The 21,887-nt window shown below is 62.2% G+C and carries 22 protein-coding genes; 5 read left to right on the top strand and 17 right to left on the bottom strand.

What is annotated here, in order from left to right:
• Positions 1-5: 5 nt before the first annotated feature.
• The 7 genes from Q1K29_RS04200 to Q1K29_RS04170 form a co-directional block, all read right to left on the bottom strand.
• Positions 6-3,014 carry a 2-oxoglutarate dehydrogenase E1 component gene (locus tag Q1K29_RS04200; protein ID WP_300391700.1) on the bottom strand — a complete coding sequence of 1,003 codons (3,009 nt, stop codon included), beginning with the start codon at positions 3,012-3,014 and terminating at the stop codon, positions 6-8.
• A gap of 89 nt (positions 3,015-3,103) precedes the next feature.
• Positions 3,104-4,006 (bottom strand): succinate--CoA ligase subunit alpha, encoded by a 903-nt coding sequence (gene sucD, locus Q1K29_RS04195; RefSeq protein WP_300391699.1) that lies wholly within the window; start codon positions 4,004-4,006, stop codon positions 3,104-3,106.
• Between the two features lie 57 nt (positions 4,007-4,063).
• Positions 4,064-5,257, bottom strand: coding sequence for an ADP-forming succinate--CoA ligase subunit beta (gene sucC / locus Q1K29_RS04190; protein WP_300391698.1), 1,194 nt, complete (start codon positions 5,255-5,257; stop codon positions 4,064-4,066).
• 127 nt (positions 5,258-5,384) lie between these two features.
• The gene (locus Q1K29_RS04185; RefSeq protein ID WP_300391697.1) at positions 5,385-6,623 is read right to left on the bottom strand and encodes an MFS transporter; all 1,239 of its coding nucleotides are present in this window, start codon (positions 6,621-6,623) and stop codon (positions 5,385-5,387) included.
• Between the two features lie 49 nt (positions 6,624-6,672).
• A complete protein-coding gene (locus tag Q1K29_RS04180) occupies positions 6,673-7,866 on the bottom strand; it encodes an alkaline phosphatase D family protein (RefSeq protein WP_300391696.1) in 1,194 nt (397 codons plus the stop codon).
• A gap of 75 nt (positions 7,867-7,941) precedes the next feature.
• Positions 7,942-8,490 (bottom strand): DUF2306 domain-containing protein, encoded by a 549-nt coding sequence (locus Q1K29_RS04175; RefSeq protein ID WP_300391695.1) that lies wholly within the window; start codon positions 8,488-8,490, stop codon positions 7,942-7,944.
• Between the two features lie 37 nt (positions 8,491-8,527).
• Positions 8,528-8,944, bottom strand: a complete 417-nt coding sequence (locus Q1K29_RS04170; RefSeq protein ID WP_300391694.1) for a DUF2141 domain-containing protein — start codon at positions 8,942-8,944, stop codon at positions 8,528-8,530.
• Positions 8,945-9,041: 97 nt separating this feature from the next.
• On the opposite strand from Q1K29_RS04170, the gene Q1K29_RS04165 reads away from it, so the two are divergent.
• Positions 9,042-9,878, top strand: a complete 837-nt coding sequence (locus Q1K29_RS04165) for a LytTR family DNA-binding domain-containing protein (protein WP_300391693.1) — start codon at positions 9,042-9,044, stop codon at positions 9,876-9,878.
• 488 nt (positions 9,879-10,366) lie between these two features.
• On the opposite strand, the gene folK is transcribed toward Q1K29_RS04165, so the two are convergent.
• The 6 genes from folK to Q1K29_RS04135 are packed head-to-tail and all read right to left on the bottom strand — an operon-like array spanning position 10,367 to position 13,742.
• The gene (folK, locus tag Q1K29_RS04160) at positions 10,367-10,849 is read right to left on the bottom strand and encodes a 2-amino-4-hydroxy-6-hydroxymethyldihydropteridine diphosphokinase (RefSeq protein WP_300391692.1); all 483 of its coding nucleotides are present in this window, start codon (positions 10,847-10,849) and stop codon (positions 10,367-10,369) included.
• A complete protein-coding gene (folB, locus tag Q1K29_RS04155) occupies positions 10,842-11,213 on the bottom strand; it encodes a dihydroneopterin aldolase (protein WP_300391691.1) in 372 nt (123 codons plus the stop codon). Before folB ends, folK begins: the two co-directional genes overlap by 8 nt.
• The gene (gene folP, locus Q1K29_RS04150) at positions 11,200-12,033 is read right to left on the bottom strand and encodes a dihydropteroate synthase (protein ID WP_300391690.1); all 834 of its coding nucleotides are present in this window, start codon (positions 12,031-12,033) and stop codon (positions 11,200-11,202) included. The genes folB and folP overlap by 14 nt, the downstream gene beginning before the upstream one ends.
• A 4-nt stretch (positions 12,034-12,037) precedes the next feature.
• Positions 12,038-12,520: an RNA methyltransferase gene (locus Q1K29_RS04145; RefSeq protein WP_366524167.1), complete on the bottom strand. Its 483-nt coding sequence runs from the start codon at positions 12,518-12,520 to the stop codon at positions 12,038-12,040.
• An 8-nt stretch (positions 12,521-12,528) separates the two neighbouring features.
• Entirely contained in the window at positions 12,529-12,873 is a 345-nt protein-coding gene (locus tag Q1K29_RS04140; RefSeq protein ID WP_300391688.1) for a hypothetical protein, read from the bottom strand.
• Positions 12,870-13,742, bottom strand: a complete 873-nt coding sequence (locus Q1K29_RS04135; protein ID WP_300391687.1) for an isoaspartyl peptidase/L-asparaginase — start codon at positions 13,740-13,742, stop codon at positions 12,870-12,872. Before Q1K29_RS04135 ends, Q1K29_RS04140 begins: the two co-directional genes overlap by 4 nt.
• Before the next feature lie 122 nt (positions 13,743-13,864).
• Between Q1K29_RS04135 and Q1K29_RS04130 the strand changes: the two genes are divergently transcribed.
• A complete protein-coding gene (locus Q1K29_RS04130) occupies positions 13,865-14,857 on the top strand; it encodes an NADPH:quinone oxidoreductase family protein (protein WP_300391686.1) in 993 nt (330 codons plus the stop codon).
• Here the strand turns inward: Q1K29_RS04130 and Q1K29_RS04125 are convergent, their stop codons facing one another.
• On the bottom strand, positions 14,858-15,871 hold the full coding sequence (locus tag Q1K29_RS04125) for a hypothetical protein (protein ID WP_300391685.1): 1,014 nt from the start codon (positions 15,869-15,871) through the stop codon (positions 14,858-14,860).
• 253 nt (positions 15,872-16,124) lie between these two features.
• Here Q1K29_RS04125 and Q1K29_RS04120 point away from each other — a divergent pair, with 253 nt between their 5' ends.
• The 3 genes from Q1K29_RS04120 (at position 16,125) to Q1K29_RS04110 (ending at position 18,313) form a co-directional block, all read left to right on the top strand.
• Entirely contained in the window at positions 16,125-16,835 is a 711-nt protein-coding gene (locus tag Q1K29_RS04120; RefSeq protein ID WP_300391684.1) for a hypothetical protein, read from the top strand.
• Between the two features lie 132 nt (positions 16,836-16,967).
• On the top strand, positions 16,968-17,678 hold the full coding sequence (locus Q1K29_RS04115; RefSeq protein WP_300391683.1) for a VIT family protein: 711 nt from the start codon (positions 16,968-16,970) through the stop codon (positions 17,676-17,678).
• A gap of 29 nt (positions 17,679-17,707) precedes the next feature.
• A complete protein-coding gene (locus Q1K29_RS04110) occupies positions 17,708-18,313 on the top strand; it encodes a 2-hydroxychromene-2-carboxylate isomerase (RefSeq protein ID WP_300391682.1) in 606 nt (201 codons plus the stop codon).
• On the opposite strand, the gene Q1K29_RS04105 is transcribed toward Q1K29_RS04110, so the two are convergent.
• The 3 genes from Q1K29_RS04105 to sdhA are packed head-to-tail and all read right to left on the bottom strand — an operon-like array spanning position 18,305 to position 21,862.
• Positions 18,305-19,249, bottom strand: a complete 945-nt coding sequence (locus tag Q1K29_RS04105) for a hypothetical protein (RefSeq protein WP_300391681.1) — start codon at positions 19,247-19,249, stop codon at positions 18,305-18,307. The genes Q1K29_RS04110 and Q1K29_RS04105 overlap by 9 nt on opposite strands.
• A gap of 30 nt (positions 19,250-19,279) precedes the next feature.
• On the bottom strand, positions 19,280-20,062 hold the full coding sequence (locus Q1K29_RS04100; RefSeq protein ID WP_300391680.1) for a succinate dehydrogenase iron-sulfur subunit: 783 nt from the start codon (positions 20,060-20,062) through the stop codon (positions 19,280-19,282).
• A gap of 9 nt (positions 20,063-20,071) precedes the next feature.
• On the bottom strand, positions 20,072-21,862 hold the full coding sequence (gene sdhA, locus Q1K29_RS04095) for a succinate dehydrogenase flavoprotein subunit (protein ID WP_300391679.1): 1,791 nt from the start codon (positions 21,860-21,862) through the stop codon (positions 20,072-20,074).
• Positions 21,863-21,887: the final 25 nt, after the last annotated feature.

The following is a 21,887-nucleotide window of genomic DNA, read 5'->3' as shown; positions in this document are numbered from 1 at the left end:
TCGGGTCAGGCGGAGACGATGCTGTCTTCAACCGGCTGGTCACCCAGCGCCGCAGCGATGAGAGCATCTTTTTCCTTGTTGTGTTGGGCCAGAAGGCCAGTGGCGGTCGCCGCCGACGGCGGACGGCCGGCATATTTCGGGCGCGGCTGCTCACAGCCGACCTGGTTGCAGGCCCACTCGATCTCGTCACGCATGAAGGTCCAGCCACCCATATTGCGGGGCTCTTCCTGGCACCAGATCATCTCGGCCTGCTTGAAGCGCTTCAGTTCCTGCATCAGCGACTTGCGCGGGACCGGATAGAACTGCTCGATGCGCAGCAGGTAGATATCGTCGGCGCCTTTCTCCTCACGGGCTTCGTAAAGGTCATAATAGACCTTGCCCGAGCACATGACGACGCGGCGGATCTTGTTGTCCTTGGCCAGCTTCACCTTGCCTTCGCGGCCCGGCGTCTCGGCATCGTCCCACAGAATGCGGTGGAAGGAGGATTTCGTGTTGAAATCGTCGATGGCCGACGTCGCCAGCTTGTGACGCAGAAGAGACTTCGGCGTCATGATGACCAGCGGCTTGCGGAAGTCGCGGTGGATCTGGCGGCGCAGCGCATGGAAATAGTTGGCCGGCGTCGTCAGGTTGCAGACCTGCATATTGTCTTCCGCGCACATCTGCAGGAAGCGCTCGAGCCGGGCCGAGGAGTGCTCCGGGCCCTGCCCTTCATAGCCGTGCGGCAGCAGGCAGACGAGACCGCTCATCCGAAGCCATTTGCGCTCGGCCGAGGAGATGAACTGGTCGAAATAGACCTGTGCACCATTATAGAAGTCGCCAAATTGCGCTTCCCAGAGGACCAGGCAATTCGGGTCGGCCAGCGAGTAGCCATACTCATAGCCGAGAACCGCCTCTTCCGAGAGCAGCGAATCAATCACCTCATAAGGCGCCTGGCCTTCGGAGATATTGTTCAGCGGCGTGTAGCGCTCGCCGGTCTTCTGGTCGACAAAATGGCTGTGGCGCTGTGAGAAGGTGCCGCGGGCAGAATCCTGACCGGACAGGCGCACAGGGAACCCTTCATCGAGCAGCGTGGCAAACGCCATATGCTCAGCCGTCGCCCAGTCGATGCCGGAGCCGGAGGTGACCGCCTCATTGCGTGCATCGATCACCCGCTTCAGCGTCTTGTGAACCTCGACACCCTCAGGAACCGTGGTGATCGTCTCACCGATCTCCTGCAGCTTCTTCTTGGCGACGCCGGTCTTGCCGCGCCGCTCATCATCTTCAGGCAGGCCGAGGCCGGACCATTCGCCGTCCAGCCAGTCGGCCTTCTCGGTCTTCAGCCCCTTGCCTTCATCGAACGCCTTGTCGAGGAAATCCTCGAAATCCTTGATCTGGCCCTCGACCTCTTCAGCCGTGACCAGGCCCTCTTCGACCAGCCGCCTGGCATAGATCTCGCGGCTCGATTCGTGGCCCTTGATCTTCTTGTACATGACCGGCTGGGTGAACATCGGCTCGTCACCCTCATTGTGGCCGAAACGCCGGTAGCAGAACATGTCGATGACGACGTCCTTGCCGAATTTCTGGCGGTATTCGGTGGCCACCTTGGCGACATAGGTCACCGCTTCCGGGTCATCGCCATTCACATGGAAAATCGGCGCCTGCACCATCAGCGCAACGTCTGACGGATAAGGCGAGGAGCGCGAATACATCGGGCTGGTCGTGAAGCCGATCTGGTTGTTGACGATGAAGTGGATCGTCCCGCCTGTGCGATAGCCCTGCAGGCCCGACAGCGCGAAACACTCCGCCACGACGCCCTGACCGGCAAACGCCGCATCGCCGTGCAGCAGCAGCGGCAGCTTGTGCGAGCGGTCGAGCTTTTCGGTCTCTTCGGCTTCCATCGCCTGCTTGGCGCGGGTCCGCCCGAGCACGACCGGGTTCACCGCCTCGAGGTGAGACGGGTTGGCGTTCATGGTCAGGTGGACGTCATTGCCATCGAAGCTGCGATCCGAGGATGCGCCGAGGTGGTATTTCACGTCGCCGGAGCCGAACCCTTCGGCGCCCTGCGTCGAGCCGCCCTGGAATTCGTGGAAGATCTTCTCATACGGCTTGCCCATCACGGCCGCCAGCATGTTGAGGCGCCCCCGGTGGGGCATGCCGATAACGATCTCGTTCACGCCAAGCGCACCGCCGCGCTTGATGATCTGCTCGAGCGCCGGGACAGCGGCTTCGCCACCATCAAGGCCAAAACGCTTCGTGCCCGGATAGCGCCGGTGCAGGAAGCGTTCGAACGTCTCGGCTTCGACCAGCTTGGCGAGGATTGCCTTCTTGCCTTCCGGGGTGAAGGCGACGCCCTTGTCGGGGCCCTCGATGCGTTCCTGCAGCCAGGATTTCTCCTCCGGCGAGGAGATGTGCTGGAATTCGACACCGATGGTCGAGCAATAGGTTCGGCGCAGGATATCGACCATTTCCGGGATGGTCGCGTAATCGACGCCGAGATAGCCATCGATATAGATCTTGCGGTCGGTATCCTCCGGACCGAAACCGTAGCTCTTCGGATCGAGCTCCGGCTGGTCATCGACATCGCGCATGGTCAGCGGATCGAGATTGGCCGCCAGGTGACCGCGCACCCGGTAGGCGCGGATCATCATAAGCGCCCGGATCGAATCCTTCACCGCGACTTCGATTTCAGCCTCGGAAGCCCCCGGCTTGCCAGACTTGATCTTGTCCTTGAGCTTCGGCTCGAGCATCGCCCAGTTGCCATCGAAGGCGGCAACCTGGTCGGCGTCGGCCGGGGCCGGCCAGCGGTCACGCTTCCAGCTCGCACCGTCGGCATTGCGTTCAGCCGAGCCCTGCTCGTCGCCCAGCTCGCGGAAGAAATCCCGCCAGCTTTCCGGCACGGAATTGGGATCGCGCGCAAAGGCCGCCTGCATCTTCTCGATCCAGACCGCGCTGCCGCCATAAAGGAAAGCTGTGTCCAGCATCGCGGAATTCCGCGTGCTGCGCTTGCCCGTCACCGGTGATCCGTCGTCTGCCATCTAAACACCGTCCTCGTAACTTCCATGGACGGCCCGGCGGGGTCTTTCGGGCCTCGTCTGGCCGCCATCCGAACTCATATAGTCCGGGACTAACCTTTAAGAACCTCTACCATGGTATCGCCGAGCCGCGCAGGGCTGGGTGACACCTTGATGCCAGCTTCTTCCATTGCCGCGATCTTGGACGGCGCGTCGCCTTTTCCGCCCGAAACAATGGCACCTGCATGGCCCATCGTGCGGCCCGGAGGCGCGGTACGGCCCGCGATGAAACCGACCATCGGCTTCTTGCGGCCCTTCTTGGCTTCGTCCTTCAGGAACTGGGCGGCTTCTTCCTCGGCCGAGCCGCCAATCTCACCGATCATGATGATCGATTTGGTGGCATCGTCTGCGAGGAACATCTCCAGCACGTCGATGAAGTTGGTGCCGTTGACCGGGTCGCCGCCAATGCCGACAGCCGTCGTCTGGCCGAGGCCGGCCTGCGAGGTCTGGAACACCGCTTCATAAGTGAGCGTGCCGGAGCGCGACACGACGCCGACGGAGCCCTTCTGGAAAATCTTGCCCGGCATGATGCCGATCTTGCACTCTTCCGGGGTGAGCACGCCCGGGCAGTTCGGGCCAATCAGGCGCGAGTTTGATTTCTCGAGCTTCGCTTTCACGCGCACCATGTCGAGCACCGGAACGCCCTCGGTGATGCAGGTGATCAGCTCGATACCCGCATCGATGGCTTCCTCGATGGCGGCCGCAGCGCCGGCGGGCGGCACATAGATGACGGAGGCCGTCGCGCCGGTGGCTTCCCGGGCTTCGCCGGCATTGGCGTAGATCGGCAGCTCGGTGCCGTTGTCGGCCGTCCATTTCTGGCCGGCCTTCTTCGGGTGCGTGCCGGCAACCATCTTGGTGCCGTAATATTCCAGCGCCTGGTTGGTGTGGAACGAACCGGTATTGCCGGTCAGCCCCTGCACGATGACTTTGGTATTGGAGTCGATAAGGATGGACATTGATAGGGTCCCTGAAACTGTTTCGCGCCGTCTGGGCGCGGTGAATCTTGAAAAGCTCTAGCCTTTGACCGCGTCGGTGATTTTCTTCGCCGCGTCGTCGAGATCGTCGGCGGGGATCACGTTGAGGCCGGAATTCTTGATGATGGCCTTGCCCTCATCGACATTCGTACCCTCGAGGCGAACGACCAGCGGAACGGAAAGATTGGTCTCTTTCACGGCTTCGATCACGCCCTCGGCAATGACGTCACATTTCATGATGCCGCCGAAGATGTTCACCAGGATGCCCTTCACGTTCGGGTCCTTCATGATGATCTTGAAGGCCGCTGCGACCTTCTCGGCATTGGCGCCGCCGCCGACATCACAGAAGTTCGCCGGCTCCTCGCCATAGAGCTTGATGATGTCCATGGTCGCCATGGCCAGACCGGCGCCGTTGACCATGCAGCCAATCGTGCCGTCGAGCGCGATATAGGCGAGGTCCCATTCGGACGCCTCGATTTCCTTCTCGTCTTCTTCGGTCTTGTCACGCAGCTCGACAATGTCGGGGTGACGGAAGAGCGCGTTGCTGTCGAAGGAGACCTTGGCATCGAGGACGCGCAGGTGGCCGTTCTCCATGACGATGAGCGGATTGATCTCCAGCATCGACATGTCCTTCTCCGTGAACGCCTTGTAGAGCGTCGGGAAGAGCTTCATGCCGTCGGCGCGCGCATCGCCCTCGAGCTTCAGCGCATCGCAGAGCTGCTCGCTGTCCTTATCCGTCACACCAGCCATCGGGTCGATCGGCAGCGTCAGGATCTTCTCAGGCGTCTCGTCGGCGACCGCCTCAATGTCCATGCCGCCTTCGGTCGAGACGACGAAAGCCGGCTTACCGGTCGCACGGTCGATCAGGACGGAGAGATAGAGCTCGCGGTCGATGTCGGCACCGTCTTCGATATAGAGGCGGTTGACCTGCTTGCCGTCCTTGCTGGTCTGCGCGGTGACGAGATGATTGCCGAGCATCTGCTTGGCATGTTCCATCACCTCTTCCTTTTTGAAGGCGAGGCGAACGCCACCCTTCTCACCGGCTGCGGATTCCACGAACTTGCCCTTGCCGCGCCCGCCAGCATGGATCTGGCTTTTGACGACCCAGAGCGGGCCTGGAAGGCTGTCGACGGCCTTCTGGACATCATCGAGCGAGAGCACCGGGACACCGTCTGCGACAGGCGCACCGTAGGACTTCAGGACAGCTTTGGCCTGATATTCGTGAATGTTCATGGGTGGAATTGGCCTCTTGGATCAATGGCGGGTCAGGGCCGGCTGGGCCCTCTGAAAACTCGTGGCCTTATAACACTGCAGAACAGAGGCGCAACCGAATGGGTCCGCTTTCTGGACTGAGCTTTTCCTAACCCGTGCGGGGGTCCATTTCTGTAACTTCCGCTGTGGATGGAAGGGTAATTTTCCACGGTTCCTGCGCTTCCTGAGGCACATCCTTGCGCGCCGCCCGGCGAATAAGCATCGTGAAACACAGGACGCCGGACAGAATTGCAGCCAGAAGAAACAGTCCGCCCTGGGTAAATGGCAGTTTGAACGCAAAGCCCGACAGCGGCGGCCCGATCACAGAGCCTGCCGCCCAGACAAAAAGCAGTCCGGACATGACCCGCGCAATCTGGTGGGTTTCGGCCCGGTCGATCGCATGCGCCACGCCGATCCCGTAGAAGGACAGAGACCCGGCGCCCCAGACGGCCAGGACAATCATGATGGTGCGCGAGGGCAGGCCCGGAAACAGGCCGAGGACCAGCGCCGCCGCCCCGGCAATCGCCGCCATCACCGCAATCACGAGGCGCCGGTCGATATGGTCGGAGATGCGCCCGGCCGGCCACTGGCTGATCAGCCCGCCAACCCAGGCTGCGGCTGCAGCGAGCGCAGCCGCACCAGTCGCACCGCCGACCACGTCCGGCAGGGCAACCCCGGCATAGATCGGCAGCAGGGCCAGCGTGCCGCTATTGATGATGCCCGCAAGGAAGACCGCGATCACGGCGGCCGGCGCAAGATGGAAGAGCCGGACAATGCCGAAATATTCAGTGCTCGGCGCCGGCGGTTCGCCCCGCCGCGTCAGGCAGACCGGCAGCAGCGACAGGACGAGGAAGATCGCGCACCAGAGATACGGCCGGAAGTCGATCGGCGCGAGACCGGCCACGAAGAAGGGGCCGAGGACAAGCGCACACTTGGCAATCAGATGGTAGAAGCCGCTGACACTGCCCCGGCTCTTGGCCGAGACCGTCGCGCCGAGCCAGGATTCGATCGAGGAGAACATCCAGGCGAAGGCTGCGCCCTGCACAATCCGGATCACCGTCCAGCCGATCGGATCGAGCGCCAGCTGCATGGCCAGCACGCTGGCGCCACACACTGCGGCCGCCGCGGAGAAGACACGGATATTGCCGAACAGGATGATCGCATTGGACGAAGTCCACGCTCCCGCCATGAAACCGACCGCATGTCCGGCGGCAATCGCCCCGATCATGCCGGGCGAGACGCCCAGCGTTTCCAGGCCGAGCGGCGTGACCACGCCCAGGATGCCGCCGCCAAGCTGCAGGAAAGCAGCGGCGGCGATGAGTGCCCAAACGTTGCGATAGTCAGCCATGGCGTGGCGCGCCTTTCAGTGAAGCGAATCGCCCCTCGACCCTGGGCGCTTAATCGACCCCGATATCGGAAAAGGCAATATCGTTTCGCCGTGCCGTCTTGCCCTCACTGTCCTTGAGAATCAGTGAAAGCGTCTCGCCCTCCCAGTCGATTTCGACAGCGCCGTAATTCTCCGGCGGAAAGGCCGCGCCGATCTGGCGGGCATCGCGCTCGGAGCTCTCGTCGGCAAAGCTGAGATTGAGCGAGGACGCCGTCAGCTCATTGGCGGCATAGGGCAGCACGTCGCGCTCCTCATAGATGAAGCCGGTATGCCGGTCTCCGGTCAGGAAGACGACGCCTTCCGCCCCGGTCGAATTGACGAGATCGAACAGCCGCTCGCGCTCCTTCGGCATGGTAGACCAGGCCTCCCAGCCATGCACGGTCGGCATCACCTGGATGGACGAGACCACGATGCGGATATCCGCCGGGTCCTGCAGCCGGTTCTCAAGCCAGGTCCACTGTTCGGAGCCGAGCATGTCCTGCGGATCGCCCTCAGGCGTCGGAATGTAGCGTTCCTTGCCCTCGGCACCGTACTCATCGGTGGGCGTCAGGTCGGAGCGGAAGAAGCGGGTGTCGAGCATGATGACCTGCACGCGCTGGCCGTCCGGACCGAAGCTGCGCGCATAATAGGTCCCCGGCCAGGCGCCGACATCCTCACCATCAAGCCCCCAGAAGGTCTCGTGGATACGCTCAGCGAACGCCTTGAACGGAAAGTGCTTGCCCGCATCATTGGCGCCATAGTCATGGTCGTCCCACGCCACCATCATCGGGAATTTCGAGCGCGCAGCGATGAATTCCTCGCGGGTAGCCAGATCGGCAAAGCTTTCGCGCAGCTCATCCAGTTCCGGCTCATTGATCGCATAGGCCTTGCCGTCGCGGTCGCCATAGACATTGTCGCCGATCATCAGGAAGAGGTCGGCCTCTTCCGTGGCGAGCTGGGCGAGGGTCGGGCTCGGCAATTCCTCATCATTGCACGAGGCGACGAGGATGCGGCTGATAACAGCATCGCTGGCGGGAAGCGGCACGCCTTCAGGCGCTTTCGGCAGGGCCGAGGCCGGGACGTCCTCATAATAGCGGTTGAGCGCCTCGACGGCGGATTTCGGTGCCGGCTCGAAAATATTCGGCAGCACGGAGCCGCCCTCCTGGGTCGCACAGGCTGACAGCGTCAGCGCCCCTGCAACAAGTCCAGCCCATCTGACCGCCATGAATAGCCTCCCTGAAATGACAAACGCCCGGCCTTTATGCCGGGCGTCGCCAAGGTCCGAAAGGGCAGAACTGGCTCAGGTGGCAAAGAAAACGTCCCACATCAGCCGCCCCGGCAAGAGCGAGAAGAGGCCCGCAACCAGCATTGCGCCGACAAACATGCCCGTCATCTCCTTCCGGTGCCTGGCCACATCCTTCCGGCGGATTGCGGCAATGCCCATGGGCAGGCCGATCATCGTCCAGGCGGAGAGGGCGTGGATGGGGCTGAAATGGGTCTCGAAGATCATCGTGATGAAAAAGGACGAGCCCGCCGTCACCGCCATCGCGATGACCCATGTCCAGCCGAGCGTGCGATGCAGGCGAAAGCCTTTCGGAGCGAACATGAGCACGGTCCCGACCAGTAGCGTCACGACGGCCGCGCTGACATGAACGAGGATGGCTGTGCCGGCATTCAGAAGGGGTGACAAGTCAATCCGAAAGCGCGGAACGGCCTGGAAATGCAAGAGGATCGCCGTGCTCAGCGCGGCATAAACGACCAGCGCGATCGAAATCACCCAGGTATTCTTCGAGATCCGGCCAAGGCGGGATTTCAGTGTCGGGCGGGAGGAAACGTCCGTCAGGCTCATGGGTCTTTCTCCGGGCAGCAGACTGCAGGGGGCGCGGCTAGCGCAGCTTGATCGTGTGGGTGTTGGCGCCGTCGCCCAGCGCGAACTTCGCTTTCTTCCATGCGGGCGGGCCGAAGCGCACCGGCGCATCATTGGAAAAGCCGTAAGGCTCTGTCGGAATGCCGAAACCGCGCGTGTCGAGGTCTCCGTCGCCATCGACATCGTGATAGAGCTTGATGCCGATCTCGCCGGGCTCCAGGCCGTCAATCGTAAGCGTGACGCTGCCGGTCTCGGCATCCACCTCGGCCGCCTTGATGACGGTATTGTCTTTCCAGCCCTGCTGGCTGTCGAACACGGCCACCCGCACGGCCCCCTCTGCGGTGTCCACATCGGTGACGGTAAGGTCGAGGCTCGCGGCCCAGGCTGCGGGGCAAAAACAGGCCGCGAGGCCAAGGATGGTTGCGATACGTTTCATGAGGGTCTCCGTAATCTGTATAGGACTGGCGGCAGGTCGCTGCCGACAACCGGAGACTGGCGAACGGCTCTGCTGGCTGCGAGCCGGGATGCGTCAAATGGCTGGAATCCTTCGCCAAATGACGCCAATGTCATTCGCGAAACGTGAATGGCTGAGGGAGTTCCGCTTGCGTATCGCCATCGACTGGAAGAAGCGGGCGCGTGAACTCGCCATCCTGACAGGGGTCGCCCTGTTCCTGGCCTTTCTGCGGCCTTTCGGAACGAGTCTCGACGCCCCGCTCTGGCTAATTTTCGGCTTCTGGTTCGTGCTGATCATCACCGGCTCGATCATCGGTGAGGCAACCGTCTGGGCCTACTACAAGCTCCACCCCGAAGGCCCGGCCTGGCTGATGATCATCATAACATCGCTGATCACCGCCGCCGGTGTTCTCGCGGTCATGTTGGCGCTCGAATTCTTCTCAGGCGGCTATATCAGTGTCGGCGGCGGGCCTTTGATCGTCCTGTATGGCTATGTGCTGGTGATTTCGGTCGCCATGACCCTTCTCGGCTACACGCTGAGCCGGGCTTTCAACGTCGCCGGACCGGACTTTGCCCACCGGGTGGATGACCGCGATGCGGTGAACGGCTTCCTCGAACGCCTGCCGGTCAAGTATCGCACCGCCGATCTCTGGGCGATTTCGTCCGAAGACCATTACCTTCGTGTCCATACCAGCCTCGGCAGCGATCTTATCCTGATGCGCCTGTCGGATGCCGAACGCGAACTGGCGAGCGTCGATGGTTTGCGCGTCCACCGCTCCTGGTGGGTGTCCCGCGGCGGGATCAAATCGGCACGCCGCGATGGCGGCAAGATCATGCTGACGCTGAAATCCGGTGACGATGTGCCGGTCTCACGCTCCTATCAGGATGCGGTGAAGGATGCCGGACTTGCTCCATAAGCAGCGGCGCCATTCATTTTCCGTTAACCGCCCGAAAACCGCCCCATTCCGGCCTGACATGGAACCTATTCGAGAACGAGCATGTTCTTTGCACGATATGACCCCATCTAGGCTCGCATGAAGAACGAGCCCCTCAGGGGTCAAATACGCAGGAAGTGACAATGGCTATGCAAATCACGCAGCTCCTCGCGAAAGGGTTCAGCCTCGCCGTCCTCGGCTTTCTCGCCGCGGTCACGATGATCATGGCCTTCGCACCCGCTGGCTCTATCTATAACGGCTAGCAGAAAGATGTCCGTCGCAGACGGGCTGGGATTTTTTCAGGACAATCAGGTTTTGGGAACACCTTTGGGTGAGTGGCGGAGTATATCCGCTGGCCCCCTTCGACCCGCATTCGCGGGCCTCTTCCCCCACTGGCGGGGGAAAGAGAAAACCTGGCCGCAAGGTTCCTCCCCCGTTCACGGGGGAGGTGCCGGCAGGCGGAGGGGGCGCTAGCGCAACTTCTCGACCTGTGAAGCCTCATCGGGCAAGCCCTCAAGGTGCCCCTGCACACTCATCCCGCCAATCTCGATATCCGGCGCAATCTCCGCCAATGGCACCAGGACGAACGTCCGCTCCGTCATGCGGGGGTGCGGCAGGGTGAGCGTCTCGCTGTCACGCGTCTCGCCACCCATCCAGAGCACATCGATATCGATCAGCCGCGGGCCCCAGCGCACCGCCTCTTCACGGCCAAGCGCCTTTTCGAGGTCCTTGCAGGCCGCCAACAGGTCTTCCGGGGAATAACAGGTCTCGATCAGCGCGCAGGCATTCACGAAATCCGGCTGCGCTTCGACACCCCAGGGCGGCGTGTGGTAAAAGGATGAGACGCGGGTGACACGGATCGCCTGCATGGTGTCGAGCGCGGTAACCGCCCGTTCGATCATCATGCGGCTATCACCGAGATTGGAGCCGAAGGCCAGAGCGGCTTCAGGCATCGCGTTCCAGCGTGATCTCGACCCCGACATGATCGAGGAAATGCCGGATCGGGGCGTTCGGCTTGCGGATGCGCACGCGGACGCTCTTCACCAGCGGAAAGGTCTCCATCACGCCGTGGCCGATGCGCTCGGCCAGCGTCTCGACAAGATTGAACGGTCCGCTGGCGGAGATGTCGTGGGCGAGGTCACAGAGCTTCCCGTAATCGACGGCATCGCCCATCGTGTCCGATGGCGGCCCGTCGCGCGCGACGAGGCACTCGATGTCGGCATAGAATTTCTGCCCGAGGGTCTTCTCTTCCTTGATCAGGCCGTGAAAGCCGTGAATGCCGAGATTCTCGACAAAGACCCGCTCAGTGCGCCGCATGTTCGATCGCCTCCCACATCTGGATCGCCTGTTTGTGCTCGGCGACATCATGGACGCGCAGCATATGCGCGCCCCGGCGCACGCTGTCGAGGGCTGCGGCCAGTGAACCGGTGAGCCGTTCGCCAACCTCATTGCCGTAAAGCTTGCCGATGAAGGATTTGCGCGAGACGCCGATCAGCACCGGCAGCCCCGTGCGCACCAGCCCGTCGACCGCGCCCAGCACCTGGAAATTCTGCTCATAACTCTTCGCGAAGCCGACGCCCGGATCGAGGATGATATGCTCGCGCGGCAGGCCATCGGCCTCGCACTGCTCGATGGCGCGCTCGAAGAAGGAGAGCATCTCCTTCGCTGCATCGACCTCCGGGTCCTTTGCGCCGCGATGATAGGTCAGCACATAGGCGGCGCCGGTCTCTGCGGCGGCCGCAACGATGCCCGGATCGGACATGCCCGTGACGTCATTGATGATGACCGCGCCTGCCTCGCAGGCCGCGCGCGCGACGCCGGCCTTGTAGGTGTCGATGGAAACGGGCTTCCGGTCCGGCCCGGCGACAGCCTTTACGACGGGAATCGTCCGCGCCAGTTCCTCCGCCTCGCTGACCGCCACCGCTCCCGGGCGGGTCGATTCCCCGCCAATATCGATGATGTCGGCCCCCTCGGCGACCATCAGGCTGGCATGCGCCAGCGCCTCCTCGTATCCGTCATGCGCACCACCATCGGAGAAGCTGTCGGGCGTCACGTTGAGAATGCCCATGATCAGCGTCCGCTGCCGCGCCTCGGCCAGCAATTCGTCTCTCAGGCGGATACGATCTTCGTGTCTCATGGCCTTATGCTTTCGGCCCACCCGGCATGACGGGCCGGTCGCGGAAACTCCCCATGGACAGCACCCGGTCATACATGACGAGCGCGCCGGCGAGGCTGACATTGATGCAGAATCTGGTCGGAATCTTCACGACATGGTCGCACTTCGCCAGCATCTCCGGCGACAGGTCCCCGCGCTCACGGCCCAGCACATAGGCCGCCGCCTTGGGATGCTTGAACTCGGGCAGCGTGATCGCATCCTCGGTCAGCTCGATACCGACCAGCTGGCAGCCCTTCGGGAAGGCCATGTCGCTGATCGCATCCCACTGATAATACGGCACGCTCTCGAACGTCTTCGACGTATCGGCCTTGTAGGCGACCTTCAGCTTCGGCTCGGCGCCGACGGAAAAGACGAAGCTCGCCCCGAAGGCATTCGCGGTACGCATCAGGGCGCCAAGGTTCATCGGCTTGGAAATGCCCTCCGCCCCGATTGCGAAATAGCCCCGCATCGACATCGCTAGCCCTCCCCGCCGGTAAACCGCCAGGCCACCACGATCAGCAGCAGCAGGGCGCCCAGCCCCATCGTCGCCTTCCGCGCGAGCCTTATATGAGCGATCGCGCGGGGATACTCCTGAGCCAGCCATATCGACGCGTCGGCCATGGAATCCCCGGCCTCCAGGTCCTGCCCATTCACCGCCGCAGCAACGGCAAAGCGTGCCGGAGCATCGGCGAGGTCATCATACTTCGCCTTCGCCGCCCGCTTCAGCGCAATGCCGGCCAGAATCCGCATCTGGACCGCCAGCGCGAAGCCGAAGAACACAACCAGCCCCACGATAAAGAAGACGAGATCGTGCTGGCTCATCGCATCGTCGCCACGTCGAACCGCCCGGCGCTCGTCACGACGCCGCGCTTCATCGTGTCGGAGGTGAACACCGCCTCGACATGGCCGAGCACGTCGATGGCAATCATGCCGCCATCGCCGCCGAGCAGGTTGAGATCCTCCAGCGAGCCATCCACGGCTTCTTTCAAACCCTGTCGCGCATAGCGCACGCGGGATGAGACATCGGCCGCCGCATTGGTGCGCAAGAAGTATTCGCCCTGCCCGGTACAGCAGACCGCCACCCGCTCATCGGCCCAGAGGCCTGCACCGATGATCGGCGTATCGCCCACCCGGCCCGGCGTCTTGCCGAGCAGCCCGCCGGTCGAGGTCGCCGCCGCCAGCCGTCCATGCTGGTCGAGCGCAACCGCCCCGACCGTGCCATGGGCAAGCTCACCCTTCTTCACCGGGCGCTTGATCACCGGGGTGTAGTAATTCTTCGGGCTGTGCACGCGGTCTAGCTTGTGGTCGCGGGCTATCATCGCCGCGCCCTTGCCAATAATCAGGACGTGCGGCGTCTCTTCCATGACGAGGCGGGCGGCCGTGATCGGGCTCTTGTAGCCGCGCAGCGAGGCCACGGCCCCGGCATTGCGCGAGCGCCCGTCCATGATCGCTGCATCGAGCTCCCACTGGCCGATGGCGTTGGGCGATGACCCCTTGCCGGCAATGTGAAAGCCGCATTCCTCAAGCGCAACGACCAGCTTGTGCACCACGTCCAGCGCAGGCTCCCCGCGGGCAAGGCGCGTTTCGCCCTCGCGCAGCAGGCCCGCCATATGGCGCTCGGAGCGGGCATGGTCGAGGTCTCTCAGGGGACCAGCCCCACCATGCAGTGCAAGCGCCCAGCTCTTTGCCATTCTACACCTTTGTCAGACCGCGTCCGTTTTTCGCCACGTAACGCTTCACAGGGGCCGGTGCCACGGATAGGTTCGCGACGTCAATGTAGCCACACAGCATAAAGTGCAAGAGGAACACGCCCATGAAAGCCCTACTGTCAAAGACGCCCGGCGGCCCCGAAACGCTCGTCCTCGAGGATGTGCCAACCCCGGAGCCCGGCAAGGGTGACGTCGTCATCGACGTGAAAGCCATCGGTGTGAACTATCCGGACGTGCTGATCATCCAGGACCAGTACCAGTTCAAGCCCGAACGCCCCTTCTCCCCGGGCGGCGAAATCTCGGGCATCGTGAAGGCGGTCGGCCCGGAAGTGACCAAGTTCAAGGTCGGTGACCGCGTCATGGGCTCGATCGGCTGGGGCGGCATGGCCGAAGAGGCCGTGGTCGATCAGGCCCGCGTGCGTGCCTTTCCGGACGCCATGTCGTTCGAGGAAGCTGCTGCCCTGCTGATGACCTATGGCACATCCTACTATGCCCTGAAGGATCGCGGGAACTGCAAGCCGGGCGAAAGCCTGCTCGTCCTCGGCGCGGCCGGGGGTGTCGGCCTTGCCGCTGTCGAGCTTGGGGCCGCCATGGGCATGGAAGTGATCGCAGCCGCCTCCAGCCAGGACAAGGTCGATCTCGCCATGGAAAAAGGCGCGAAGAAAGGCCTCGTCTATCCGCGCGGCCCGCTGGAAAAGGCCGACCAGAAAGCCCTCTCCGACAAGATCAAGGAGCTTGGCGGCGGCGGTGTCGATGTCATCTATGACGGTGTCGGCGGTGACTATGCCGAACCGGCCCTGCGCGCGATGAACTGGGACGGGCGCTTCCTTGTCATCGGCTTCCCGGCCGGCATCCCGAAAATGCCGCTCAACCTCACCCTGCTGAAATCCTGCAACATTGTCGGCGTCTTCTGGGGCGCGGCTGTGGCGCGTGACCCGCAGGCGAACGAGGAAAACATCAAGGAGATCTTCGCGCTCTATGAGCAGGGCAAGATCAAGCCCCACATCTCCAACACCTACCCGCTGGAAAAAGGCCCCGACGCCATCACCGAGCTGATGGAACGCCGCGCCAAGGGGAAGGTGGTTGTGACGGTTTAATCAGTCAAATGCTCGTCCGAAATCACGCATAAGGTCTGCACATTTACCTTGATGCAGCCTTATGCGGGTATCACCTATTGGCGTCTGAAATCTCGCACGCAGGTCGCTTTCGATCTCAGCTCGATTGAACTCTGATATCCCGAACGCCGTTCCAAGTATTCGCTTACTTACCGGGAGCACTTCAGGAGTTAGCAGCTCCATGTTTTGTGGTTGGTAGGAGAAGCCTAAAAAGCATAGTTGCTCGGCTTCTCCTACGCGGCTCCTTATAGAGGCCAAGAGATCCTTATTTTCGATTTCCTCAGTATAAGTACTGAGATTAGAAGCCATGCTTTCTAGCCGCCCATTTTCGCCAAAAGAGACTTGTGGGCCATTACCTAGCTGTCGCCCCGGCAAGTTTCCAATGGTACCGTACGGATGAAAGATATTTGCTTCACGGACGATTTGCTCAGCCAGACTCTCATCAATGGAATATGCAAGCTGGACAGCCGTTCTTAGATATTTTTCTACACACCGATCATAATTGAAAATGACGAACGAAACGTTCGAGAATATCTGCTCAACGTCCTCCTTACGTACAGCACGTTGCAGATGTTTGAATAGCTCATGAACCCAAGTGCCATTGACTTGATTCATGTACGAAGTGTCATCAGGCTTGTGACGTGTTCCAGCGAGCTTGCTCTTACCCTCCGCCTCTGAAATGGCACGAGCTATGCCCAGCTTTCCTATGAATCGCACCTTCTGGTCTTCGTGATGTTTGTCGAGAAAGTTGTCGATTGAGTCAGTTAATTTTACACCATCGCGAATACGCCAGCCAGCATACAGGAACTCATTTGGGTTGCCGCCTTGGCGCTTACATGCCTGATAGATATCGTGATCGCCGGAGCATATTCTAAGTCCGTCTTCAAAACGAATATCGACCAGTTTAGAGATTCGGTTCTGAAGGCCGGACCCCACGGGTAGTCCAAATTCAGCGCTAGCGCCCGCTCCGATCACAAATACTGTTTTTCTCTCCATGTCATATTGTACCCGATTCGCCCAAAAGGACGCGCAACGCGCTATTGAGACAAATATCCATTATGAGACTTGGACTGTAGCCCTCGTCCCCGGCCCTTCTCCCGGATCCGGGAGAAGGGGCGCAAGTCTTCACACCTGCTCTCAAAACTGGGCTGTTTCTGGAACGTTTTCGGACTGAATCCGTCCGCCTGCCGGACTCCGCGCATACACTCCTCAAGCGATGGAAATCTGGGACGAGTATCTGAGACGCGGGATGGCGCAGGCCTGGCCACGGCTGGCCGGGCTGGTCTCGACCATTTCCGCGCTGATCGGACTGACCGAGAGCTTTGTGCCAGAACGCATTTCCCGCGGCGCCCGGATGCAGGCGCTGCGCCTGCTTCGCCCTGCCGAGGCGATGGTGCGCCGGCTGATCGTGCTGATGGCGATGGAGATAGACCTCCCGGCCGCGGACCGCTCGACCCGCTTTGACGGGCCCGGCGGCAAGGCCCTTCGCCGGACCCTCGCCAACAAGGCAGTCCTGAGCGTGATGCATGTGAGCGGCGACGCCGCGAAACAGGATCAGTCACGCACCGCCGGCTTCAAACTCTTCGAGCCACTGGTTACCTATAATGAAATGATCCGGCGCCGGACGCCGCGTCCACCAAGGGGGCCTCAGCCGCGCATCCTCTTTCTGGACCAGGCTTATCCTGTCGCCACTACAACAGAACCGGGCGTTGCCGCCGGGCCGGTCATCAATCGGCTAAGAGCGCTGGAACGTGTGCTGGCGGACCCTGCCCGTCATGCCCGGCGCCATGCGCGCCACCGGGCGCGAACCCGGCCCAGGCCGGGCCGGCCCGGACGGGTCTCTCCCCTGCGCGGCGGCCAACCGCCCGGCCAGACGAGCCGCTACACCCCGCCCGATATCAGGGACATGCTCGCCCATTTCTCCCGCGAGCTGCGGCGCGGACCGCCACGATCCGCCTGACCCCGGCCTGATGCTGGCCCTTGTGCGGACCGGGGCCCACTCCGGCCTGCGCGAAACCTTCAAAAGACTGGGGATTCTACGGATTGCATGCCAAACTGCGCCAGGCGAAGCCCGAGGCGCAAGGAGGCCCCCATGTCAGACCCGATTTCCTATGCCGGCCATGAAGAACACCACATGGTGCATCGCATCGGCTGGCTGCGTGCCGCCGTTCTCGGCGCCAATGACGGCATCGTCTCGACCGCCAGTCTCGTCGTCGGCTTCGCCTCGGCCTCTGCCGGGCGCGAGGACATCCTGCTCGCCGGTGTGGCCGGGCTGTTCGCCGGCGCAATGTCCATGGCCGCGGGGGAATATGTCTCGGTCAGCTCCCAGAGCGACACCGAACGCGCCGACCTCGCCAAGGAAGCCAAGGCGCTGAAGACCATGCCCGAGGAAGAACTCGAGGAACTCGCCAACATCTACAAGGCCCGCGGCGTCGAGCCGGAGACCGCGCAGCAGGTCGCCGAACAGCTGATGGCGAAGGACCCGCTCAAGGCCCATGCCCGCGATGAACTCGGCATCTCTGAGGTCGTGACGGCCCGGCCCGTGCAGGCGGCCGTATCCTCCGCGGCGAGCTTCTCCGTCGGCGCGGCCCTGCCACTTGCAGCCGCGGCGGTCTCGCCGCTGGAATATGTCGCCCCCGCTGTCGTGGCTGCGTCTCTGGCGAGCCTTGCCCTGCTGGGCGTCGTCGCCGCACGGGCCGGCGGCGCGAAGAAGCTGCGCTCGGTCGCCCGCGTGGTCGTCTGGGGCGCCGCGGCCATGGCCGTCACCGCTCTGGCCGGGCGGCTGTTCGGTGCGGTAGCCTGATGCGCAAAACCGATCGGGAGACGCCGCGCATGATAACCTTCTATTTCGACTGTTCCAGCCCCTGGACCTATCTCGGCTTTCACAGTGTCCAGCCCATGGCGGAAAGGCTGGAGGTCGAGGTGGACTGGCGGCCGATCCTCGTCGGCGGCGTGTTCAACGCGGTCAACCCGAGTGTCTACGAAGCCCGCAAGGCCGGACCGAACCCGAAGGCGCGCTATCACGGCAAGGACCTGCAGGACTGGGCCCGGTTCACCGGACTGGAGATCAAGATGCCGCCAAGCGTCTTCCCGGTGAACAGCGTAAAGGTGATGCGCGCCTGCATCCTGCTGAAACCAGAGGGAAAACTGGTCGACTTCGCCACCGCGGCCTTCGAGGCCTACTGGCGCGATGATCTCGATATCTCAAAGGATGAGGTCGTCGCCGACATCTGCGAGCGCGCGGGCGTCGACACCGGGAAGGTCATGGAGGGCATCCCCGACCAGGCCATCAAGGACAGGCTGCGCGAGAACACAGACGAGCTGATCGCACGCGGCGGCTTCGGCTCGCCAACCATCTTTGTCGGAGATGACATGTATTTCGGTAATGACCGGCTGGTCCTCGTCGAGGACGCGATCCGGCGGGCCCGGTCAGAGTGAAGGCGCGGCCTGTGCCATCCGCACCGTCTGCGCAACAGACTGTGCATCGATCGGATCGAGACTTTTCGGGCGTATCAGGACGTGGCGGATGGCGTCGCTCACAAGGCGCAGGAATTTCCATTTCACCATTGGCGTGCGGACCAACCCAGCCATGAGGGCCATATAGCGAAAGGCAATTTGCCCGCGTCCGGCAAGCGCCCGGCCACCCCTGGTCTTCGCCGCATAGACGACGTTGCCGCGGAAGCCGAGACCGGCCTGATCAAGAAAGGTCTGGACCTCGGAGTCGTAGCGCTTGAAGCGCCCCTCCGTCCGCGCGCGCTTGGCCTTGCCGACCGGCCGCGTGTGATGGACGCTGACGGTGTCGAGAATGGCGGCGCGGCAGTGATTGTCCTCTTCGAGCCGCGTCCAGACAAGGTCCGGCCCGACATCGTAGCCGAGGTCAAAGAGGGGTAGCGCCTTCCTGAGCGCATCGGCGCGGAAGAAGGGACACATCATCTCGACGAAGTTGGTATAGCGCAGCTGGAACGCCGGATTCCGCAGGAAAGCGGCGTAGGAAAAATAACTGTCCCAGGTGAGCGAGGGTTGCCAGATCGATAGGTTTTCCGCACTTCCCGCCTCGAAGCTCCGATTGACGGCTTCCGGGGACATGTCGATGTCGTCATCGACAAGCGCGATGTGGGTGTATGTGTCGAGAAGGTCCGGAAACCGCTCGAAAAGCGAATGGTATCCGGCGATCTTCTGGCCGGGCTGCATCACCAGCCGGTCGTTCGGCCCCTCAGGCGGTGCAACACCGTCCTGCCAGGCCGCGACGAGTACATCATACTTCCGGCTGGCATCGTCTGCGGCATAGCGGGAATGAAGTGATCCCCGGCCTGCGCGCACGATGACGAGCCATGATCTGTTATGTTGTCCCCGCATACGCCTTGTGTAGCGCATATAGGGGATCTTGGCGAATCACCGACCCAGTCAGGCGACGCGCTCAACCATCATGTGCTTGATCTTGGCGATCGCCTTGGCCGGGTTGAGTCCCTTCGGACAGACCTGGGCGCAGTTCATGATAGTGTGGCAACGATAAAGCTTGAATGGATCCTCAAGGTCATCGAGCCGTTCGCCAGTCGCTTCGTCGCGGCTGTCGATCAGCCAGCGATAGGCCTGCAGCAGCGCGGCCGGACCAAGATACTTGTCACCGTTCCACCAGTAGGACGGACACGACGTGGTGCAGCAGGCACAGAGAATGCACTCATAGAGGCCATTGAGCTCACTGCGCTGCTCCTCCGACTGACGCCACTCCTTCTCCGGCTCCGGCGTATCGGTCTTGAGGAAGGGCTGCACATAGGCGTGCTGGGCGTAGAAATTGGTGAGGTCGGGGATCAGGTCCTTCACCACGGGCTGGTGCGGCAGCGGGGCAATGGTGATCGTCTTGCTGGCGACCTCGTCCCAGCCCTTGGTGCAGGCGATGGTGTTCTGCCCGCCAATGTTCATCGAACATGAGCCGCAGACACCTTCTCGGCACGAGCGGCGGAAAGCAAGGGTCGGGTCGATATTGTTCTTGATCCAGATCAGGACGTCGAGAACCATCGGGCCGCAACGGTCCATGTCGACATGATAGGTGTCCCAGCGGGGGTTGCCGCCTTCTTCGGGGGAGTAGCGGTAGATCTTGAAAGCACGAGTATTTTTCGCGCCCTCATGCTTTGGCCACTCCTTGCCCTTGCCGACCTTGGAATTTTTCGGAAGCGTCAGTTGTACCATGATGAGTTCCTAGTAAACGCGGGCCTTGGGCTCGATATATTCAATGTCGTTGGACATCGTGTACTCGTGCACCGGGCGGTAATCGATGGTGACCTTGCCGGCATCGTCGACCCAGGCGAGCGTGTGCTTCATCCACTGCTTATCGTCGCGGTCAGCAAAGTCCTCGCGGGCATGCGCACCGCGGCTTTCCTTCCGGTTTGCCGCGCTGTTCACTGTAACAGCGGCCTGCCCAATAAGGTTGTCGAATTCGAGCGCCTCAACGAGGTCGGTATTCCAGATTAGCCCACGGTCCTTGACGTCCATGCCACCAACCCGGGAGTAGATTTCCGAGATTTTCTCGACGCCCTCGTCGAGGACTTCCCCTGTGCGGAAGACGGCGCAATTGGTCTGCATGGCCTTCTGCATGTCCATGCGGAGCTTTGCGACCGGTTGATCACCCGACGCGTTACGGATCCGGTCGAAGCGAGCGAGGTGGGCATCCGTCTGCACGTCGCGAACTTCCGGCTGGCTGGCGCCCGCATCCACGGTCGCCCCACAGCGCAGGCCGGCGGCGCGGCCAAACACGACCAGGTCGATCAGCGAGTTGGACCCGAGGCGATTGGCCCCGTGAACCGACACGCACGCAGCTTCGCCCACCGCCATCAGGCCCGGCACGACACTGTCGGGATCGGCGCCCTTCTTGGTGAGAACTTCGCCATGATAGTTCGTCGGGACACCACCCATATTGTAGTGAACCGTCGGAAGGACAGGGATCGGTTCCTTTGTCACATCCACGCCGGAGAAGATCTTCGCTGTTTCCGAAATACCCGGAAGGCGTTCAGCCAGGGTCTCCGGCGGGAGGTGTTCGAGGTGAAGGTGAATGTGGTCACTTTCCTCTCCAACGCCGCGGCCTTCGCGGATCTCCACCGTCATTGCGCGGGAAACAACATCACGCGAGGCCAGGTCCTTTGCGCTCGGCGCGTAGCGCTCCATGAAGCGCTCACCTTCGGAATTTGTCAGATAACCACCCTCGCCGCGCGCGCCCTCAGTGATCAGGCAACCCGCACCGTAAATGCCGGTGGGGTGGAACTGGATGAACTCGGTGTCCTGCAGCGGAAGACCAGCGCGAAGCACCATGGCGTTCCCATCACCGGTACAGGTGTGGGCCGATGTGCACGAGAAGAAGGCACGGCCATAGCCGCCGGTTGCAAGGATAGTCTTCTGCGCGCGGAACCGGTGGAGCGTGCCGTCGTCAAGCTTCCAGGCCGTCACACCGCGGCAGGCGCCTTCCTCATCCATGATGAGATCAAGCGCGAAATATTCGATGAAGAACTCGGTCTCTTCCTTCACGCACTGGCCGTAAAGCGTATGGAGCATGGCGTGGCCGGTCCGGTCAGCCGCTGCACAGGTGCGCTGGACGGGTGGACCCTCCCCATACTCGGTCGTGTGACCGCCAAACGGGCGCTGATAGATCTTGCCTTGTTCGTTGCGCGAGAAGGGCATGCCCCAGTGCTCGAGCTCATAGACGGCCTGAGGCGCTTCACGGCAGAGGTATTCGATGGAGTCCTGGTCGCCCAGCCAGTCGGACCCCTTCACAGTGTCATACATGTGCCAGCGCCAGTTATCCGGGCCCATATTGCCCAACGAGGCTGCGATACCGCCTTGTGCGGCAACAGTGTGGGAGCGGGTCGGAAACACCTTGGTGATGCAAGCCGTGCGCAGGCCCGCCTGGGCCGCGCCGAGCGCGGCGCGGAGACCGGAACCACCGGCACCGACAACGACGACATCGTAGGTGTGATCGACGAACTTGTAGTCAGACATGACGACTTACCTTTCCGGGGCCTGG

Source organism: Henriciella sp., assembly GCF_029937755.1.
GTDB lineage: Bacteria > Pseudomonadota > Alphaproteobacteria > Caulobacterales > Hyphomonadaceae > Henriciella.
Note: the sequence above shows the minus strand (reverse complement) of the source record. Positions and strands in the feature narration are given on the sequence as shown.

What these genes read in the sequence shown, in the direction of transcription:
- Q1K29_RS04125 (WP_300391685.1), bottom strand. Translation starts at nt 15,871, where the DNA reads ATGGAGAGAAAAACAGTATTTGTGATCGGAGCGGGCGCTAGCGCTGAA.
- Q1K29_RS04110 (WP_300391682.1), top strand. Translation starts at nt 17,708, where the DNA reads ATGATAACCTTCTATTTCGACTGTTCCAGCCCCTGGACCTATCTCGGC.
- Q1K29_RS04170 (WP_300391694.1), bottom strand. Translation starts at nt 8,944, where the DNA reads ATGAAACGTATCGCAACCATCCTTGGCCTCGCGGCCTGTTTTTGCCCC.
- folK (WP_300391692.1), bottom strand. Translation starts at nt 10,849, where the DNA reads ATGCCTGAAGCCGCTCTGGCCTTCGGCTCCAATCTCGGTGATAGCCGC.
- sdhA (WP_300391679.1), bottom strand. Translation starts at nt 21,862, where the DNA reads ATGTCTGACTACAAGTTCGTCGATCACACCTACGATGTCGTCGTTGTC.
- Q1K29_RS04185 (WP_300391697.1), bottom strand. Translation starts at nt 6,623, where the DNA reads ATGGCTGACTATCGCAACGTTTGGGCACTCATCGCCGCCGCTGCTTTC.
- Q1K29_RS04180 (WP_300391696.1), bottom strand. Translation starts at nt 7,866, where the DNA reads ATGGCGGTCAGATGGGCTGGACTTGTTGCAGGGGCGCTGACGCTGTCA.
- Q1K29_RS04120 (WP_300391684.1), top strand. Translation starts at nt 16,125, where the DNA reads ATGGCGCAGGCCTGGCCACGGCTGGCCGGGCTGGTCTCGACCATTTCC.
- Q1K29_RS04130 (WP_300391686.1), top strand. Translation starts at nt 13,865, where the DNA reads ATGAAAGCCCTACTGTCAAAGACGCCCGGCGGCCCCGAAACGCTCGTC.
- sucD (WP_300391699.1), bottom strand. Translation starts at nt 4,006, where the DNA reads ATGTCCATCCTTATCGACTCCAATACCAAAGTCATCGTGCAGGGGCTG.
- folB (WP_300391691.1), bottom strand. Translation starts at nt 11,213, where the DNA reads ATGCGGCGCACTGAGCGGGTCTTTGTCGAGAATCTCGGCATTCACGGC.
- Q1K29_RS04105 (WP_300391681.1), bottom strand. Translation starts at nt 19,249, where the DNA reads ATGCGCTACACAAGGCGTATGCGGGGACAACATAACAGATCATGGCTC.
- Q1K29_RS04175 (WP_300391695.1), bottom strand. Translation starts at nt 8,490, where the DNA reads ATGAGCCTGACGGACGTTTCCTCCCGCCCGACACTGAAATCCCGCCTT.
- folP (WP_300391690.1), bottom strand. Translation starts at nt 12,033, where the DNA reads ATGAGACACGAAGATCGTATCCGCCTGAGAGACGAATTGCTGGCCGAG.
- Q1K29_RS04135 (WP_300391687.1), bottom strand. Translation starts at nt 13,742, where the DNA reads ATGGCAAAGAGCTGGGCGCTTGCACTGCATGGTGGGGCTGGTCCCCTG.
- Q1K29_RS04140 (WP_300391688.1), bottom strand. Translation starts at nt 12,873, where the DNA reads ATGAGCCAGCACGATCTCGTCTTCTTTATCGTGGGGCTGGTTGTGTTC.
- Q1K29_RS04145 (WP_366524167.1), bottom strand. Translation starts at nt 12,520, where the DNA reads ATGCGGGGCTATTTCGCAATCGGGGCGGAGGGCATTTCCAAGCCGATG.
- Q1K29_RS04200 (WP_300391700.1), bottom strand. Translation starts at nt 3,014, where the DNA reads ATGGCAGACGACGGATCACCGGTGACGGGCAAGCGCAGCACGCGGAAT.
- Q1K29_RS04165 (WP_300391693.1), top strand. Translation starts at nt 9,042, where the DNA reads ATGGCTGGAATCCTTCGCCAAATGACGCCAATGTCATTCGCGAAACGT.
- Q1K29_RS04115 (WP_300391683.1), top strand. Translation starts at nt 16,968, where the DNA reads ATGTCAGACCCGATTTCCTATGCCGGCCATGAAGAACACCACATGGTG.
- Q1K29_RS04100 (WP_300391680.1), bottom strand. Translation starts at nt 20,062, where the DNA reads ATGGTACAACTGACGCTTCCGAAAAATTCCAAGGTCGGCAAGGGCAAG.
- sucC (WP_300391698.1), bottom strand. Translation starts at nt 5,257, where the DNA reads ATGAACATTCACGAATATCAGGCCAAAGCTGTCCTGAAGTCCTACGGT.